An 18,399-nucleotide genomic window follows, 5' to 3' on the forward strand; every position below is an offset into this window, starting at 1 on the left:
GTAGGGAACTCATTAACATCTACTATTTGTTAATTGAACCATTCGGACATTTACGGCCATTTGCACTTTCACTTACGCCTTAGTCCTTTACCTTCTTGTAGAAGATAGAGGCCTACCGCCCGTCGATGCGGGGTAAAAATGGAGAAATAGTGATAGACGAATCTATCACTATTCCTCCTTTTCAACTGTTTTACTCTAGACCTGTAAATTCACTTGACTCATAATACTCAGAATCGATAAGTTCAGCTTTAACATTGTCTTTGTCCACTACGATTACATCCGTTTGTTTCGCTTTTACTTCCACAGATCCATTATCGTAAGAACCTGTTGTTTTTGGTGTGTTGCCATCTAGAACTTCTACTGCCATACCCATTGCATCTTTTACTAATGTACGAACATCTTTGAAAACTGTCATCGATTGTTGTTCGTCAATAATGTATTGAATGGAAGCTTTTTCTGCATCTTGCCCTGTTACAAAGTAATCAGTAATAGCGCTATCAGATGCAAATACATCTGCGATAGAACGAGCAGTTCCATCATTCGGTGCAAGTATGGAAACATTTCCTTTTAGATTATCTGCTGCTGCTGTTAAATGAGTTTGTGCTTTGTTTTTTGCATCGTTTGGATCCCAGTTTGTAGTGATTTGACCAATAATTTTACCTAGCTGATCACGTGAAAGATCTGCTGAGTCTTTTAATGCCTCTGCTTCACTTGAATTGGCAATTTTAAAAGTCCCATCAGCAATTTTCGGCTGAAGCACTTTCCATGCTCCTTCAAAGAACAAGAATGCATTGTTATCAGACGCTGCACCTGCATACAAGTAAAGTGGAACATCTGAGCCATCAGCATTGTCTACTAGATACTGCGCTTGTGCTGCACCAACTGCTAAGCTATCAAAAGTCACATAGTAATCTACTGCATCCGTATCCGTGATTAAACGGTCATATGCAATAACTGTTACACCCTCTTTTTTCGCTGCCTCTACTGCTGAAGCCGCTGCTGCACCATCATGAGGAGTGATGATTAATACTTTAATTCCTTTATTTAATAATGCTTCTACATTTTCTTTTTCCTTCGCTGAAGAACCTTGGCTGAATAGAATTTCTGTAGAATAATCCGAATCTGCTAAAGCGTCTTTGAAGCGTTGCTCATCTTGAACCCAACGTGGCTCATCCTTTGTTGGTAATACAATACCAACATCTACCGAATTACCTTCGCCATTATTACACCCTGCGGCCACTAATGCGAAAACCATTAATATAACTAAAAAAGTTAACCCCTTGAACTTCTTCATTCTTTATCCCTCTCCCTTTTTCTAAAAGTTGGTTACTTCTTTATTATAAATTTAGAATATTTATATGAAAGCGCTATCAACTGTATTCTTTTATCATTACCTATACTTTTTTAGCTTTTAGAATAACTTGTAGGATATTGGGGTAGAATTCATAGTCGATTGGCGATTATTACATTTTTCCATAAAAAAGAAACCTTTAGCATCAAATGCTACTGGCTTCTTTCATAACCTATTTTGCGGATGAACCAGGTTGTGGTATGTTCGTTTTTTCCTAAACACCTGCATCCTGTCTTCTTAACCATTTCTCCATTCATCTTCCCAGAATTCCTGCTTGTTATTTCCTACACTCTTTTCTTTATCCTGTACATATTGTTCAAATGATTCCATCAAACGTTCAAGCAAAATATTTTCTTCCTCGTACGTATCTATAGATTTCACTTCCACTGATGCAACATTTGGTGGAACTCCAGTTAACTTATGAACACTTACATCTAAGGCTTCCGCAATTGGTCTAATATATCGGCCGTCTGGCACATCCTGACGTTCCCAATTAGAAACAGTGCTGATTGTTACCTTTAACTCTAGGGCAAGTTCCTCCTGTGACATGTTCTGTTCTTTTCGAACTTTGCGCAGAACCTCTCCTTTTACTTGCATTGTATAATCCCCTTTCTAAACGTTATTTAAAAAGTAATCTACTAGTATTTACCCCACTTCATAAATATTATGTAAATTATCTGATAATAACTAAAAAGTACCTATACTGGAAGAATAGTTATTTAGACTGACTAAATAGATTTTGATATCTTATTGTAAATCTATATTTCTATGTTCTAAATCTTTTTCCCAATATAAAGTAAATGCGAGGAGATTCCTAAAACATGGGGATCATTAGCTTTCTCGGTTAGTAATCTAATAACTTTCTCAAACTCACTTGAACCTTTATCTCTCCAGTAGCTCCAATTATCATCGCTCAAGAGAGTACCTATATTAGAACCTATTAAATCTAGACTTTCAAATCCGTTTGCCTCCATGAATGGTTTTATTTCTTCTATATTAAAGTAATAAGCTCCTGTAAATCGTCCTTCCTCCTTATGGTTAAAACGTCCACTTTGAGAAAACTGGTCTATATTATCCATTTGGTTATTCGGCTTCCAATTTTCTGGATACATGAGAGAAGTTAAAATATGTCTAACTCTCGGCATAAACGCCACAAAAACAATTCCACCCATTTTCGTAACTCTATATAACTCATTTACCGCTTGAACACGCTCTGCTTCTTCTTGTAAATGATACAAAGGGCCAAGCATTAATGAGGCATCAAATTGGTTATCTTTCAGTATAGTAAGATCTGTTGCATCCGCTACATGGAATCCATTAAAATTTTGTTCTAACTTAAGCTCGTTTGCTTTATCTTTAGCCATTTCCACAAGCTGTGGAGTTAAATCGGTGAGTGTAACTCTGCATCCCTCATTTGCTAATCGCATAGAATATTTTCCCGGCCCCGCTCCATTATCTAGAATCTCTCCATTTAAAGGAAGATACTTTTTTAAATAATGCCAATTCACTTGGAACTCGATAGGCTCCCTATCCAATCGTCCCCATTCATCAAACCTATTATAATACTCCATAATAATGTTTTTCATATTGCCTCCTTAATTCTGTTCATTTTATAAGTAATTCTTCACAATGGCACAAAGTTCCTTCAATGATCTAAGTTTACATATATAAAAAAAAACCACTCACCCATTTAATTATGGAGAGTGGTCTTCAATTTTAAAAACTAGACGCTTGTATGATCTTAATGGGTTCCAAATTAAATTCCCCAGTCCAGTTTCAATATTTCTTTGAATACATCTAACTTTTCTCTATCTATTTGATCTGCAATTTTTTTCTCTAATCCAGCCTTAAGGGATTCATTTTTTTCATAGCATGCTTCTCCTAAGGTAGTTAACCGAATGCATTTTTCTTTTTTATTGTGTGTTACTTGATTAACTTCCACTAATCCCTTTGATTCTAAGCTTCTTATGAACTTATGCGTTGCCTGGCGTGTAATATTTACTTGTTTATTAATAGAGGATATGGTCGGATTCTTTTTGTATATTCTTGCGATGATGAACCACTCTGAATTAGATATATAGATATCATTGCCACTATTCCATAATTCTTCTGTTACCTTTCGAATCATAAGATTCCTCTCACTTATTAGATCAAATAAATCTAAATCATTTATCTCGAAATTCAAGCACTTTCCCCCGTTCAATAATGTCCTTTACAAATATACAAGCCCTCTATCAAATCGTCAACTAAGTTGACTATTTTTATATTTGGGTTATAATTAGCTTAGTTAACTTAGTTGACAATATTCTTTAGAGGAGCATGTAAATGTTTAAAGTTGGCGAACTAATTGTTTATTCTACTCATGGCATATGTCAGATAGATGATATTTGTGAAAAAACATATTTCGATATTACAAAGAAATATTATGTTTTACACCCATTAGACAATCTGAAGTTATCGATAAGCACTCCGGTCAATAGTAAAGCGGTAGCAATGCTTGAACTCCTTGATCAAGCTGAGGCTAAAACAATATTAAATTCCTTTGGCTCATCGGGTATTGAGTGGATTGAAGATAGTAAACAACGTACAAAAACTTACTCTGAGATTATTAAAAGTGGTAATCGAAAAGGGCTCGCAAAAGTAGTAAATACACTTTTACGAAAAAAGTATGATGCCCAGTTGGAAAACAAAAAATTAGTTGACCAGGACTTGAAACTATTGATTTCCGTTCAAAACATTCTGTATAGAGAACTGGCATATTCTTTAAATACTTCCTTTGAATCCATATTGGAAGAGATTTCAAACAGTATTCACTCAAAAATGAAAGTTTCCAGTACTGTGTGATATATTCTATACAAAAAGCCCCGACCAATTCAGTGAATTGATTGGAGGCTTATTTAGTTCTTTTCATACCAACGAACCTAAGAACATCTTCAATTCAATATAAGAATCTCCATAAATAAAAAGTTGCATATGACTCCCAGCCCCTCCATGGGACTGCTAGTTTCGATATTTCTTCTTTTGTTGGTTTATCTACTGTACCGGTTAAATGTTTGATCGCATTATGCAATCCGACATCATCAATCGGAAATGCACTCGGAAATCGTAGACAACGCATTAATACATAGTTTGCAGTCCAGGGACCGATGCCACGAATTTTGACAAGTATTTTTTCTGCTTCTTTAAAGTTTCCAGTCCCCTTTAAAAGCGTTTTTGAGAGACTTCCTTCAACAATTAGCTGTGCAACACCAATAAGATATTCACATTTTTTGACGGTCATTTTTAGTGGAGCAAAATCCTCCACTGTTAAATTAGCAATATCCTCAGCTTTAGGGAAGATCCAATATCGATGACCCTCCCATTCAATTGAACTTCCGAATGTTTCCACCAATCTTCTTTTAATGTATATGCATATGCCAGATTGATCTGCTGTCCAAGAATTCCCCAAACTATTGCTTCAAATAAATCTGGAATCCCAATATTACGAAGCCCATAAAACTCATCCACTGCATTATGTAGTAAGTAATCTTTTTTAGCCATTTCATAAAAAGGTCTTAAATCATTTTCTAGATCAAACCATTCTCTTTCATAGTGGTGTACCTCGCCACGCACCTTTTCGCTCACTAGTGAGGAGTCCCTTAAAAAACGAATACCAATATTTCCGTCAACATTCTCGCTAATATCAACCAATGGAACCGCATCTGTTACTGGAATTGCCTTTGTGACTTTATCGTCCCTGATTTCGAACAAGCACTCATTGGAAGACCTTAACATATATCTAATATTTTCACTGAAGCTAAATTCTTTTGGAACAGTAACTATATCATCATAGTGATAAACACCCATAAAAAAACACTCTTTCAACACAAAATTATTAAACTAAATTTTAAATTAAAGCATTAATCTTTTAAATACCGTATCTGTTTAATCTTTTGTATAATAAAGAGATAATAAGTATTAACTCATATTATTAAGTGATAAAATACAAAAATATATCTTTATAAACTACTGGGGGAAATAACCAATGACGATTTTACTGGTAGATGACAATACCGTCAATCTATTTGTAATAGAAAAAATATTAGATAGCGCTGGTTATAAAGATACAGTTTCACTAACATCGGCTCAAATGTTATTTGACTATTTACAACTTGATCATCCTAATCCAACCTTTAATTCGGTTGATTTAATTTTACTAGACATCATGATGCCCGAAATTGATGGCATTGAGGCTTGTAAACGTATTAAACAAAATGAGAGATTTAAAGATATCCAAATTATCTTCGTAACAGCACTCGAAGATAAAAACAAACTAGCTGAAGCACTTGATATTGGTGGGAGCGATTATATAACTAAGCCAATAAACAAAGTGGAGCTATTAGCACGTATTCGCGTAGCCCTTCGATTAAAGGCAGAACTTGACTGGCATACCCAACATGAAAACAAAATTCAATACGAGCTAGACTTGGCCACACATGTCCAAAGAAGTTTATTGACCGCTCCTTTTAAAGAAGAAAAGATACAAATCGAAGTATCATACCTTCCTTCTTTTAATCTTGCCGGAGATATGTACTATTGGCATAAAATAAGTGACAATCGATATGCGATCGTTTTATTGGACATGATGGGACATGGTATTTCGGCTTCCTTAGTATGTATGTTTATATCCTCCGTACTAAGAGAGTCTATTAAGCAATTAGTAGAGCCGGAACTAGTTATTAAGGAATTAAATCGTTATATGCTTCTTTTACATAATGAAAAAATTGGAATCCCTTATTATTTTACAGCTATCTATATGGTCGTAGACACAGAAAAGAAAACGATTGAATACGTGAATGCTGGTCATCCTCCGGGATTCGCACTTGTAGACGATACTAAAATGGTTCCATTAGATAAAGGGAGCTGCGCAGTTGGTTTCTTCGATGAGATTGAGGTTAAAAAAGAGGTTATTACGTACGAGAAAGATATACAAATTATATTGTATACAGACGGAGTTCTAGAAGCTATGGATCCTTGTGAAATAGAATCTGAAAAAAAACTTGAACAGTTAGCTTCTAAAAGATGGAAACAATCACAGTCATTGATTGATAACCTATTAACAAAAGAACAACAAACTGCTCAACCTGACGATATGTGTGTGTTAATGATTAAATGCAACGAATAATTTAAAAAGTACATTCTTATATAAAAAAAAGCACAAATGTTATTTTACAACATTTGTGCTTTTTAAAATTTATTGGTTAACTTAGGAGAGATATGATAGTCAGCTATGATTAGAAGCTTAAAAAGTAAATGTAAATACTCCTCCTAAAACATCCTAACGAAATCATTATCAAACCCTTTGATAAATACGTTCATTCCCTGCTATTTCTTGATACTTCTCCGTGACTTGAGAGAAACGGAGTGTTTCTTTGTCTCCCAATCCGAGGAACCCTTGAGGACTTAAACTCTCATAGAATAGATGCTGTACCTGTTCTTGGAGATCTGCAGTAAAGTAAATAAGGACATTTCGGCATATAATCACATGAAACTCATTGAATGATTGATCTGTCACTAGATTATGCTGAGCAAAGATAATATTCTCTAGTATAGATGGATGAAAATAAGCATATTGATCATCTGCTTTATAGTACTCAGAAAATGCGTAATTTCCTCCTGCAAGCATATAGTTTTTCGTATATGCTTGCATTTTTTGGATAGGAAAGGCGCCTTTTCTTGCCTTTTCCAATACTTGTTCATTCATATCCGTCGCATATATAACTGCTTTGTCCTTGAGTCCTTCTTCTTCTAACAAAATTGCCATGGAGTATACCTCTTCACCCGTTGCACATCCTGCATGCCAAATTCGAATCTCTGGATACTTGCGAAGAATAGGAACTACTTCTTTTCTAAAAGTCTTAAAGAAGCTAGGATTACGAAACATTTCTGTTACGTTGATGGAAAAATCATTTAGCAAGCTTTCTAAAAAGTGCTCTTCATGTATCACTTTTTCTAGTAACCCGGTAACTGTCTCAATGCCATTTATATTCATGCGATTGTGAATACGACGAGAAATGGAAGATCGGTTGTACTGTCGAAAATCGAATCCTGATAAGCGATAGATGGCTTCCAGCAAGAAATCGATCTCCAAGTCTTCATGTTGTTTATATACTTCCTCAAGTTTCATATTTTCACCTTGCTTGTCCATCTTTTAAAACTCCCTTAAGATACTAACCATACTCGAAGAACAGAGAATAGTTGATCTAGATTTAGCGGTTTACTGATATAGTCAGAAGCACCAGCTTCCAAACACTTATCTCGATCATTCTTCATTGCCTTCGCTGTTAAAGCTATTACAGGTAATTCTTTCAATTGTAAATCGTTTCTAATTCTATACATTGCTTCATATCCATCCATATTCGGCATCATGATGTCCATTAGTACTATATCAATTTCAGTATTGTCCTGTAATATATCCAAGCATTCAATGCCATCTTTGGCTACCAGGATATTCACTCCCCTTTTTTCAAGGGCCGTTTTAAGAGCGTATATATTACGGTAATCATCATCAACGATTAAAATATTTTTGTTTTGGAAAACATTCGTGTGATCATGCAATGAAACTAACACTTCATCTTTTTCAATTACAGTTTGCTTCTGGACCTCAAGCTTAGCCAAATCTGACACAAAAGCTGTGGACGGTTCGTATGATGCCTGTGATACAGCTACCTCTGAATAATCTATATTTAGATGTTTATCTAGAATAAGGCCGTTCGGAAGACTTGGAATAACTAGTTTAAATACGCTCCCAACTCCTTCTTCACTTTGCAGTGTAATCCAACCACCAAGCAACCTTGCAAACTGTTTACAAATAGATAAACCAAGACCTGTTCCACCAAACTTACGAACGGTTGCACCATCCGCTTGCTGGAATGTCTCAAAAATCAGCTCATGCTTGTCTGCAGGAATACCAATACCTGTGTCGGTTATCGATACTTCCAACCAATCTTTGCTTATTGCTCTCATTTCCTCTGTTTGAAGTTGGTTCTCAATTTGTTTAATCGTTAATGCAACGGAACCTTCTTCCGTGAATTTAAAGGCATTGGATAGAAGATTTTTTAAAATCTGCTGAAACCTTTTTTCGTCTGTAAAGAAAAGGTCTATTACATCGTCCTCTTTGAAAATATGAAATTCTAAATTTTTCTTCTGTGCAATAGGCGAGAATACATGCTCCATATGTTGAGGTAACTCACTTAAATTGACTTCTTCAAATAGAACTTCGAGTTTACCTGCCTCTACCTTAGAAAGATCTAAGATGTCGTTTATTAGCGAGAGTAAATCTTCTCCTGAAGAATGGATAACATTTGCAAACTCTGCATCCTCATCAGTTAAATGTCCTTGATCGTTTTCTGCTAGCATTTCCGATAATATCAGAATACTATTCAAAGGTGTTCGGAGTTCATGAGACATATTCGCCAGAAACTCCGATTTATAGTTTGAATGTAGGGTAAGTTGCTCTGCCTTTTCTACTAATTCTTTCCTAATTTTCTCTAGCTCTTTGTTTTTTGTTTCCGCATCCTTTGTTTTTTCTTCTAACTGCTCATTAATTTGTGTTAATTCTTCCGTTTGCATTTGAAGCTCTTCGGATTGAGTTTGTAATTCCTCAGACTGTACTTGTAATTCTTCTGTCATCGCTCTAGATTCGTTTAGTAGTCGAATAATTTCCATGCGTCCTATGACACTATTAATCGATAATCCAAAGGTCTCCACAATTTGTTTTACTAAGTCCTGCTGTAGCTTACTATATTCAGACATAGTAGCAAGTTCCATCACTGCTATAACGTCCCCTTCAAATAATATAGGAACAATAAATATACTACGAGGAGGTACTTCCCCTAAACCAGTAGATATATAGCGATAATCTTCGGGTATTTCATTAAAGATGAAGGTTTGTTTCTCTTGCACACACTGCCCAATTAGCCCCTGTCCAATTCGAAAACTTTCTCTTCCAATATCCTTCTCGAAATTATTATCTGCAAAGGAGGCATTCTTTATGAAATGATTTCGGTTATCCTCTATTTCTCTTACATAAAATGCACCAGAAGAAGAGTTAGTCATCTTAGCTATTTCAGACATAAATACTTTTGCAAGTGCTTCTATAGAAGCAACACCTTGATATTTTGTCACAATTTCAGCAAGATTTGTTTGCAACCATTCTCTGCCATCCAAATTATCCAATAGATCATTGGTTGCATTTGCAAGTTCATTTATTTCATCATTCGTATTTACATGTATTCTTTCTTTCAAATCACCATTGTTAGAGGCAATTTTTTTAATGGTTTGTGTCACATCATTAATAGTTCTAACAATTGATTTCGAAACCTGGCTTGATATAACTATTGCAATGATAGAAACAGTTAAAAGCAGACCGAATAATCCTACTGTCAAATTATTATTTTGCTTATCTAACTCCTCTGCCCTAACTTGGGCAATCTCTCTTTCGGATTCACGGAAGTCGTTAAACTGATTTCTAATAGATTGCATGTATTCACGACCACGGTCATTGGCATAGAACTGTTGAATAGCAGCATCATCATTGTCCCTTTTCAGTCTAATCGCGTTCTCCCCAGCCTCCTCTATCCACAGGTCAGTTGTTTCTCTTACCACCTGTAGTTTTTGTTGCTGATCTGGTTTATCCGCCATTAACTGATACAGTTCTTTGAATTCAATCTGCCACTCACCAGCTGCTTTGTAGTAAGGCTCTAAATAGATTTCATTTCCTGTAATGACAAACCCACGCTGACCTGCCTGCATATCCATCACAAATTTCTCTACATTATTTGTCAGTGTTTCTACTTTATTATTATATTGAAGAAGAAAATTTCTTTCTTGCTGAAGTGAACGAATTTGATTGTTTAATATAATCACGGAAGCAAATAAACAAACAATAATAATGATGTATCCGATGGTAATCTTAGGACGTATACCAAACTTCCATTTATTCTCCATTTATATCCTACCTTTATTTTAGATTTCTTATTTTATACTATAGCAATTAGCCGTAAAATAACAGTGTTCCTTAGACTATTTAAAACAATCTATTATTTAAAATATTTAAATATAAAAAAGAAGAAAGACCTCTCTCCAAAGCTATGTTTGGATGAAAGGTCGCTAAAGTTTTGAATGTCATTATAAATTTTCACATCGTTATTTATTATCATAATTTACTAAGTCGTATTGCATAAAAATACTGTACAATTGGATGCTTTAGCTTAATCTTCTCAGCCATATTTAAAATTCGTTTTTTTCCAAGCCGTCTGTCTACCAAAGCTAGAATATTCATTAGAATATCATTGCTCTCTAGGCTTTCCTCTAGAGGAGTGGATAAAAACTTATTAGCTACAACGATAAAGTTTGATTTGCTTAATGATGACTGCGCTGACAAAAGCTCCTTTGCCAATTCTGATAACTTTCTGCTCCTTGCTATTACTAGTAGGCGATCCTCTGGAACTAATCCCTTGGTTTCTTTTCTCAATACTTCAATTTCCTCATTACTGATAGGAATTTGTATACCAGAGTCATTCTTAATTTCTAGCTCTGTCTGATACCATTTGATTAATGTAGTTTTATCGCTCATATTGAAGACATTCTTCTTATCGACCGCGATATAACAACTCCCTGCTTTATCGGGTAAATAACGGTAGCTAGTTGCACGGTATTCAACTCTTCCTTGTAATGCAGGACTGAGAAAACTCTCCAAATTTTGTTTCAATTTGCTCCAGGACATATCATTCTCCTTAATTTTCATACTGTATAAATAAATTGAGTTAGTTAAGCTGTTCTAATATTATCATACAATAATCAACACATCGAACATACTAAATGCTAGGTGATTTTAAAAGATATCAGGCTTTACCAAAATTTTTGATTTGGTGATTACTCATTTTTACTATATAGGAAACTTACTATTCATCCTTGTTAAATTGAATAGTATTTTAAAAGCATAAAAAATAACCACCTCTCTACTTACGTGAAGTGGTTATAGCTTTATTTTATTAAAGCAAATGAAAAGAAAAGCCAAAATGGAAAGCTTTCTTTTATATTTCAAACGCAGTAAAACTACCCTCTTCATCAAAATCTTTAACTTTAATAACCTTATCGGCAAACTGTTCAACAGTATCTATGCTGCAACCTATTACAAGGGATAGCACTTTAAAATTCTTCTCCTTTTTCTTTCTATTAAATGCTTCAAGAAATGAAGCCGAAACCTTATCTTCCCCGTCTGTTACAAACACAATATCCGCTTGCTTAAACTGGCTTTCATTTATTACATTCAATGCTCCATCAAGAGGAAGTGCAAAGTTCGTACCTCCACCTAAGAAAGTTTGAGCTAAATTGATCATATCTGAACTTTTTATTTTTCCTTTTTCGAATGTTAAAATCTGCGTGGAGGTAGAGAACAAAATTAAACAAAAATCCCTTCTTTGCTTTCTTGCAATTGACATAAGAGCTAATGTAAAGCCTTTGGATTGGGTGTCTAGCCTTTGCATACTTCCTGATTGATCTAGACAAAGTATGATTGGTCCTTTCCCCAATACTTCTTTCCCTATTTGCTCATATTGCATCGTCTGCCCTTCTACAAAGCGACGAAGGAAGTCGTTCTTTGTTATTGGGTGTATATATAAGCCCAATTCTATCGGCAGTATTCTCTCCACATCGTTGCCTAACGTAACCCCACTTCTTTCTATTGAATCACTTTTATTGGGCTTTTGCTTATTGCGAGCTATCTGTTTAAATCTTCCAGCCCAATCCGCAATTTCTTTCATCTTTTTATTAGATGCAATTTTTTCAGCTAATGAGATTTGGTCACGCAAAGGAATCTTTTTCAGTTCTGCATCACCATTCCCTGCACTGTAGCCACCAAGCAACGACTTCAGACTATCTTTCACTTGTTTTGTTTCTTGCATAGCGTGAACCAATGCATGGGAAAAGCTGTCACTGTTGATTTGAAGCATCCATTGCAATTTCTCATTAAACTTAGTCATCGCTTCTGTAAGATTCTCTTCTGACACCAAAGGTTCTTTTCCTATATACTCTTGCCGCTTTTGCTTTAGAAAATTCCTTTGAATCATGTGAAGTTCCTGCATCTGTTTCTGAATTTTTTCATCTTCCTTTATTTGGTCAACCAGCCATTGGTTCGTCCTCTCTCCGATTTTCACAGTGGCAATAGCTGACGACAAATCATCCAATCGGGTGAAGTTCCGGTATTCTACAAAATATTCATCCTTCATAATTCTTTCCATGAGTGTTTTATTGACCATAAGCATGTTATCTACATCACTTTCCGTAATTTCAGGTTTCATCTTATATAATGATGCCCAAATGTCAGCTAGTAATGGTTCGAACATCGGTAATACACCTTCAGCTCTAACCTTTTGAAGGCCGGGTGACATCTCAAATACTTCTTTGAAGCGTCTTTTATCGAATGAGTCCGTGTTCAATACGGAAAGATTATCGATGTAACTTTTAGGAGATTTCACAGAGGTCATCCCTTTTCACATCTTAAAAAAGATACTCGTGGAACATCTTTTTTCTTTTAGGTTATCCAAATAACAGGGTTCTAAAATCCTATCCAACATTTCATGTTGCATCGAGGTTACTTTATTTAGTAAGACATCGATATCAGCCTTTCGACTTTCATTTTGATTTTTAAGCTTATTTAAATCAGCCACTAAGACCATCATTTTTTGAGTCGCTTCCATTCCAGTCTCTGGTGACTGATCCTTGAGTATGGAGTAGAACACTTCATTTGCTTCATTTTGTAAGGAATAGAGAGTTTGCGTAATAACGTCATGTGCATGATTCCGAATAATGTAAGACACGGCATCTTTTTGCTCCACCTTTTCCCAAAGAACATTTTCAAGAATCGCGATATCATCCATCTGGACAGCTTGCCTTTGGTTAATCATTGCTTTCGCTTGTAGAACACTCAATGACTGCTTGAACCTTCTATCTGATGGGCGAATTCCTTCATCCCTTAACTCCACACGAATTTTCGATAGGGCTTTATATACCTCGTCAGGAATGACTACCCTATCGGTCAAAAACTGGAGATGCAGCAATTCTTCCATTGTCATGAATGGCATTTGTATAGTTTGACCAGAAGCTTTCAACATCGAGACAAAATTTGTTTCATCTGCGATAAAGTCAATCTCAAATCGCAAAAGGAAACGATCAAATAGCGCATCAAGCCCTTCTTCTTCCTCAGGGTATTCATTGGAAGCACCTATTACAGACATCAAGGGAACTTGAACTGGTGACCCATTATTATAGAATAGTCTTTCATTAATAAGCGTAAGTAAGCTATTCAAAATAGCAGAGTTCGCTTTAAAGATTTCATCTAAGAAAACTATATTAGCTTCCGGCATTTTAGATGTAATAATCCGTTGGTATACGCCCTGTTCCAAACCTTTTAACGATAATGGGCCAAATACTTCCTCAGGTGTACTGAACTTTGTCAGCAACCATTGAAAATATGCAGATCCCTCTATAATTTTAGATAATTCACTCGACAATGCCGATTTTGCAGTTCCTGCAGGACCAATCATGAGCATATGCTGCCTAGAGAGTAATGCAACTAGAATTCCCTCAACCTCATTCTCTCGTTCAAAAAACTTTGAATTGAGCGCCTGTCTGATTTCCTCTAACTTATTGCCATTAGTAAATATCATTTTATATAACTCCTTACTTTGTAATATAAATAGAAACAGTAACCCTTGCTTGTAGTCTCACTTTCCCATTTCTCGAAAGAAAATATATGCGAGAATTGGTTTTAATACAGTTTGATTCAAACTCATTCACTTTACTCTTCCCACTACTATATTTTACTGAAAGATGCTTCTTCTCCTTCCAAAACAGAACTAAAAATACCTCTCCAAAATTCAGCGAATTAATGAGAGGCATCAATATTTAATATAAATTAAAGTGCATAAACACCAAACTATCGTTTTTTTCCTAGTAACAGCACTACAGAAGAGGTGAATAGAAACTATGGCCATAAGGATAGAAGAGTAAGAAAAAAGGTCTTTCAACAATTCAGCGAATTGATGAAAAACCTTCCTATTTGGAGTATTTAGAGGCACAGATGGGGCTCTGTTCCTATATAAGTGGAATGGTTGACTAAACCAATCGATTTCAACGCATTCATTAAGGCATACGCACACTTCATTATTAGCAGAAGCAGGTGTCGCACTCGAACAAGTCATGGATAGACTTGGCTATTCAGATGATCAAATCACCAAGAATGTCTATCTCCACGTTACAAAAGAAATAAGAAAAGAAGCTTCCCAAAAGTTTACACAACTAATGAGAAGCCTCGATTATAATCCTCTATGTTAGCAAAATGTTAGCATTTCACTTTCACCTTACATACAAACCCATACATATCAAGGGTTGAAGCGGCTTATTACATCATGCCGCCCATTCCACCCATGTCAGGCATACCCATGCCGCCGCCTGCTGGTTCTGGAATATCTGCTACTACTGCTTCTGTAGTTAAGAATAATGCTGCTACAGATGCAGCATTTTGAAGTGCTGAACGAGTAACTTTAGTTGGATCTACGATACCAGCTTCGATCATGTTCACCCATTCGCCTGTTGCTGCGTTAAAGCCGATACCAACTTCTTCACGTTTCAAACGATCTACAACGATAGATCCTTCAAGACCTGCGTTGTTAGCGATTTGACGAACTGGTTCTTCTAATGCACGAAGTACAATTTTCAGTCCAGTTGCTACGTCGCCTTCTTTAGTTTCTGCTAATTCTGCAACTTTGTTATATACGTTTACTAGTGCAGTACCACCACCAGCTACGATACCTTCTTCTACAGCTGCGCGAGTTGCGTTTAAAGCATCCTCAATACGAAGCTTACGTTCTTTTAGTTCTGTTTCTGTAGCTGCTCCAACTTTTACTACTGCTACACCACCAGCTAATTTAGCAAGGCGTTCTTGTAGTTTTTCTTTGTCGAATTCAGATGTTGTGTCTTCTAATTGAGAACGGATTTGTGTTACACGTCCAGCGATGCGATCAGAATCTCCGTTACCTTCTACGATTGTCGTATTGTCTTTAGATACAACAACTTTAGAAGCGCGACCTAACTGTGTAATATTAGCAGATTTTAAGTCTAAACCTAAATCTTCTGTAATTACTTCAGCACCAGTTAATACGGCAATATCTTCTAGCATTGCTTTACGACGGTCACCAAATCCTGGAGCTTTAACAGCTACAGCATTGAAAGTTCCACGTAATTTGTTTAACACTAGAGTAGCAAGTGCTTCTCCTTCTACGTCCTCAGAGATTAGTAAAAGTGGTTTGCCTTGTTGAACTACTTGCTCAAGCACAGGAAGAATTTCTTGAATGCTTGTGATTTTTTTATCAGTAATTAAAATATATGGATTATCTAAAATAGCTTCCATTTTATCTGAATCTGTCACCATATAAGGAGATGCATATCCACGATCGAATTGCATACCTTCTACTACATCAAGTTCAGTTGTAAACCCTTTAGATTCTTCAATAGTAATAACACCGTCGTTACCAACGCGTTCCATTGCTTCAGCGATTAGTTCACCAACTTCAGAATCACCTGAAGATATAGCTGCAACTTGAGCAATAGACTCTTTGCCTTCGATTTGTTTAGAGATTGCTTTTAGTTCTGTAACTGCTGCAGCAACTGCAAGGTCAATACCTTTACGGATCCCTACTGGGTTAGCACCAGCTGTTACGTTTTTCAATCCTTCGCGAATCATGGATTGTGCAAGTACTGTAGCAGTTGTTGTACCGTCACCAGCGATATCGTTTGTTTTAGAAGCAACTTCTGCCACTAATTTAGCACCCATGTTTTCGAATGCATCTTCCAATTCGATATCTTTTGCAATTGTTACACCATCATTAGTAATAAGTGGTGAACCAAATTTTTTCTCTAGAACAACGTTACGTCCTTTTGGTCCAAGTGTTACTTTAACAGCATCTGCAAGTTTATCCACTCCACGTAGCATTGCACTACGAGCGTCTTCACTGAATTTAATTTCTTTAGCCATGTGTATAGTTACCTCCTGAATATATTTTGTGAAGTTTTATTATTAGCCAATTACAGCTAGTACATCGCTTTCGCGTAATATTAAATAGTCATTGTTGTCATATTTCACTTCTGTACCTGAATATTTAGAGAAGATGATACGGTCTCCCTCTTTAACGTCAAGTTCAACGCGAGTGCCGTTTTCAAGTACTCGTCCAGTACCTATAGCAACAATTTTTCCTTCTTGCGGTTTTTCTTTAGCAGAGTCTGGAAGTACGATGCCAGATGCTGTTTTTTCCTCAGCTTCGATTAATTCGATTATGATACGATCACCTAATGGTCTTAACAAGTGAAACTACCTCCCTAAAATAGTAAAATGTAATATTATTAGCACTCTTACTCTTTGAGTGCTAACACACTTATAATAATAATTAATCACAGAACATTTTGCAAGTGAGAAGGTATCTTTTTCTTTTATTTCCTATTTCCTATACAATAAAAGGAGAAGGTACATACAGAGAGGAATCAAACTGTTCATGAAACAACAAAAAACCGGTATCTACATTTTAATTGTTTATTGTATTATGCAGTTATCAGGAGCTGTGTTTGCACCGCTTCTTTATAAGTTATTAGAAACTATGGAAATAGAAAATGCAGCCCTCATTGCTTCTGGATGGTGGGTATTTCTTAGTATGGGGATCGCCACATTAATCACCTTGTTCATTATTAAGAAAGACAGTAATTACTTAAAACCGTTAAAAGGCAAGTCTAGTCCACTCCTTCAAACAGTTGGTTGGGGAGTTATCGGTTTTTTCCTAGTCCTTTTAGGTCAAGCTTATGCAGCTAACATTGAACAAAAGTTTGGTGTGGATCCTGGATCAGAGAATACAACCCAGTTTATCGAAATCGCCCAAGCTGTACCATTAGCTATTTTTTCCATCGTTATTTTCGCTCCTATTTTAGAGGAGCTCATATTCAGACGCATAATCTTCGGAACATTATTACCAAAAACTAATTTCTTTGTAGCTGCTTCTGTTAGTGCGATTGTATTTGGAATTATTCACTTTGACTTTACGCACATACTACTATATGCAGTATCAGGATTTATATTCTCCTTTATCTATTACAAGACGAAAAGGATTATGGCGTCTATGATTTCCCATATGCTATTAAATGGATTCGTTGTACTCGTTCAATTTTACGGAGATGAAATCCAGCAATTTTTGAAGCAATATTCCAATATGCAGTTAATATTCTTTCAATAGTACACTCCTATAACTTCTAGTCATCAATAAAAAGCCTTTGACCCATTAGCATTGTGGTCAAAGGCTTCTTTAGTTATTCAGTATGTTAGTTTCTTATGAGATAAATCAAGGTTTGCAATTCGACAGATAAATCGATTGTGTGTACTCGGATCGCATCCGTTGTTTGAATACGAATTGGTGTAAAGTTTAGTATCCCTTTAATAGACGAAGTCCCTAGTTGGTCTGCTACTTGCTGTGCTGATCTACTCGGTAAAGTGAAAATAACTAACTCAATTCCATATTCCTCTAGTTTTTCTAGCATAACACTAGAATGATATACAGGTATATCACTAATAGTCGTTCCCTCAACAGGTGCCTTTGTATCAAAAGCTACAACAATCTTAGTGTTATGATTTTTTTGGAAGTTATACTTCAAGAAAGCAGTTCCCAAACTACCAACACCAATAAGCGCGACATTCGCTGCCTCATCCTGATCTAGTGTTTTACGGAAAAACTCCAGTAACGTTGGTACTTCGTAGCCGTAACCCTTTTTCCCGAGAGCACCAAAATGAGAGAAATCTCTTCTAATTGTTGCGGAATCAATCTTCATCGCTTCACTCAATTCCTGTGAAGAAACTCTTTTATGTCCGGCATTATCAAAGCTTTGTAAAAATCTATAATATAATGGAAGTCTTTTTGTAGTTGCTTGAGGAATTCTTGGTATATCTGGTTTCATAAAAATCCTCCTAG

16 protein-coding genes and 1 pseudogene are annotated in these 18,399 nt (G+C 35.8%); 4 read left to right on the forward strand and 13 right to left on the reverse strand.

What is annotated here, in order from left to right; genetic code table 11:
• Positions 1-190: 190 nt before the first annotated feature.
• The 4 genes from MHI47_RS16430 to MHI47_RS16445 all read right to left on the reverse strand — a co-directional run bounded on the left by MHI47_RS16430 (position 191) and on the right by MHI47_RS16445 (position 3,536).
• A complete protein-coding gene (locus MHI47_RS16430) occupies positions 191-1,294 on the reverse strand; it encodes a sugar ABC transporter substrate-binding protein (RefSeq protein ID WP_340831518.1) in 1,104 nt (367 codons plus the stop codon).
• Between the two features lie 294 nt (positions 1,295-1,588).
• Complete coding sequence (locus tag MHI47_RS16435) at positions 1,589-1,948, reverse strand: helix-turn-helix domain-containing protein (RefSeq protein WP_340763536.1); 360 nt, start codon at positions 1,946-1,948, stop codon at positions 1,589-1,591.
• 176 nt (positions 1,949-2,124) lie between these two features.
• On the reverse strand, positions 2,125-2,937 hold the full coding sequence (locus tag MHI47_RS16440; protein WP_340831519.1) for a class I SAM-dependent methyltransferase: 813 nt from the start codon (positions 2,935-2,937) through the stop codon (positions 2,125-2,127).
• A 170-nt stretch (positions 2,938-3,107) separates the two neighbouring features.
• On the reverse strand, positions 3,108-3,536 hold the full coding sequence (locus tag MHI47_RS16445; protein WP_340831520.1) for a MarR family winged helix-turn-helix transcriptional regulator: 429 nt from the start codon (positions 3,534-3,536) through the stop codon (positions 3,108-3,110).
• Between the two features lie 140 nt (positions 3,537-3,676).
• Between MHI47_RS16445 and MHI47_RS16450 the strand changes: the two genes are divergently transcribed.
• Positions 3,677-4,195: a CarD family transcriptional regulator gene (locus MHI47_RS16450; RefSeq protein ID WP_340763539.1), complete on the forward strand. Its 519-nt coding sequence runs from the start codon at positions 3,677-3,679 to the stop codon at positions 4,193-4,195.
• Positions 4,196-4,289: 94 nt separating this feature from the next.
• On the opposite strand, the pseudogene MHI47_RS16455 reads toward MHI47_RS16450, so the two are convergent.
• A pseudogene (locus MHI47_RS16455) lies at positions 4,290-5,197 on the reverse strand (DNA-3-methyladenine glycosylase family protein).
• Between the two features lie 178 nt (positions 5,198-5,375).
• Here MHI47_RS16455 and MHI47_RS16460 point away from each other — a divergent pair.
• On the forward strand, positions 5,376-6,515 hold the full coding sequence (locus tag MHI47_RS16460) for a fused response regulator/phosphatase (RefSeq protein ID WP_340763543.1): 1,140 nt from the start codon (positions 5,376-5,378) through the stop codon (positions 6,513-6,515).
• 168 nt (positions 6,516-6,683) lie between these two features.
• Here MHI47_RS16460 and MHI47_RS16465 read toward each other — a convergent pair whose 3' ends face one another.
• The 5 genes from MHI47_RS16465 to MHI47_RS16485 form a co-directional block, all read right to left on the reverse strand.
• Complete coding sequence (locus MHI47_RS16465) at positions 6,684-7,538, reverse strand: CheR family methyltransferase (protein ID WP_093538288.1); 855 nt, start codon at positions 7,536-7,538, stop codon at positions 6,684-6,686.
• Positions 7,539-7,552: 14 nt separating this feature from the next.
• Entirely contained in the window at positions 7,553-10,339 is a 2,787-nt protein-coding gene (locus MHI47_RS16470) for a CHASE3 domain-containing protein (protein WP_340831521.1), read from the reverse strand.
• Positions 10,340-10,547: 208 nt separating this feature from the next.
• Entirely contained in the window at positions 10,548-11,117 is a 570-nt protein-coding gene (locus tag MHI47_RS16475) for an SF0329 family protein (RefSeq protein WP_340831522.1), read from the reverse strand.
• 310 nt (positions 11,118-11,427) lie between these two features.
• Positions 11,428-12,879, reverse strand: a complete 1,452-nt coding sequence (locus MHI47_RS16480; RefSeq protein WP_445678298.1) for a vWA domain-containing protein — start codon at positions 12,877-12,879, stop codon at positions 11,428-11,430.
• A gap of 6 nt (positions 12,880-12,885) precedes the next feature.
• Entirely contained in the window at positions 12,886-14,061 is a 1,176-nt protein-coding gene (locus tag MHI47_RS16485; RefSeq protein WP_340831524.1) for an AAA family ATPase, read from the reverse strand.
• 460 nt (positions 14,062-14,521) lie between these two features.
• Here MHI47_RS16485 and MHI47_RS16490 point away from each other — a divergent pair, with 460 nt between their 5' ends.
• The gene (locus MHI47_RS16490) at positions 14,522-14,728 is read left to right on the forward strand and encodes a tyrosine-type recombinase/integrase (RefSeq protein ID WP_340832085.1); all 207 of its coding nucleotides are present in this window, start codon (positions 14,522-14,524) and stop codon (positions 14,726-14,728) included.
• 67 nt (positions 14,729-14,795) lie between these two features.
• Here the strand turns inward: MHI47_RS16490 and groL are convergent, their stop codons facing one another.
• Both groL and groES read right to left on the reverse strand, forming a co-directional pair.
• Positions 14,796-16,427 (reverse strand): chaperonin GroEL, encoded by a 1,632-nt coding sequence (gene groL, locus MHI47_RS16495; RefSeq protein WP_093538283.1) that lies wholly within the window; start codon positions 16,425-16,427, stop codon positions 14,796-14,798.
• A 42-nt stretch (positions 16,428-16,469) separates the two neighbouring features.
• Complete coding sequence (gene groES, locus MHI47_RS16500) at positions 16,470-16,754, reverse strand: co-chaperone GroES (RefSeq protein WP_340770366.1); 285 nt, start codon at positions 16,752-16,754, stop codon at positions 16,470-16,472.
• Positions 16,755-16,941: 187 nt separating this feature from the next.
• Between groES and MHI47_RS16505 the strand changes: the two genes are divergently transcribed.
• The gene (locus tag MHI47_RS16505; RefSeq protein ID WP_340831525.1) at positions 16,942-17,670 is read left to right on the forward strand and encodes a CPBP family intramembrane glutamic endopeptidase; all 729 of its coding nucleotides are present in this window, start codon (positions 16,942-16,944) and stop codon (positions 17,668-17,670) included.
• An 85-nt stretch (positions 17,671-17,755) separates the two neighbouring features.
• On the opposite strand, the gene MHI47_RS16510 is transcribed toward MHI47_RS16505, so the two are convergent.
• Complete coding sequence (locus MHI47_RS16510) at positions 17,756-18,385, reverse strand: redox-sensing transcriptional repressor Rex (protein WP_340831526.1); 630 nt, start codon at positions 18,383-18,385, stop codon at positions 17,756-17,758.
• Positions 18,386-18,399: the final 14 nt, after the last annotated feature.

The organism is Psychrobacillus sp. FSL H8-0487 (genome assembly GCF_038008385.1).
Taxonomy (GTDB): Bacteria; Bacillota; Bacilli; order Bacillales_A; family Planococcaceae; genus Psychrobacillus; species Psychrobacillus psychrotolerans.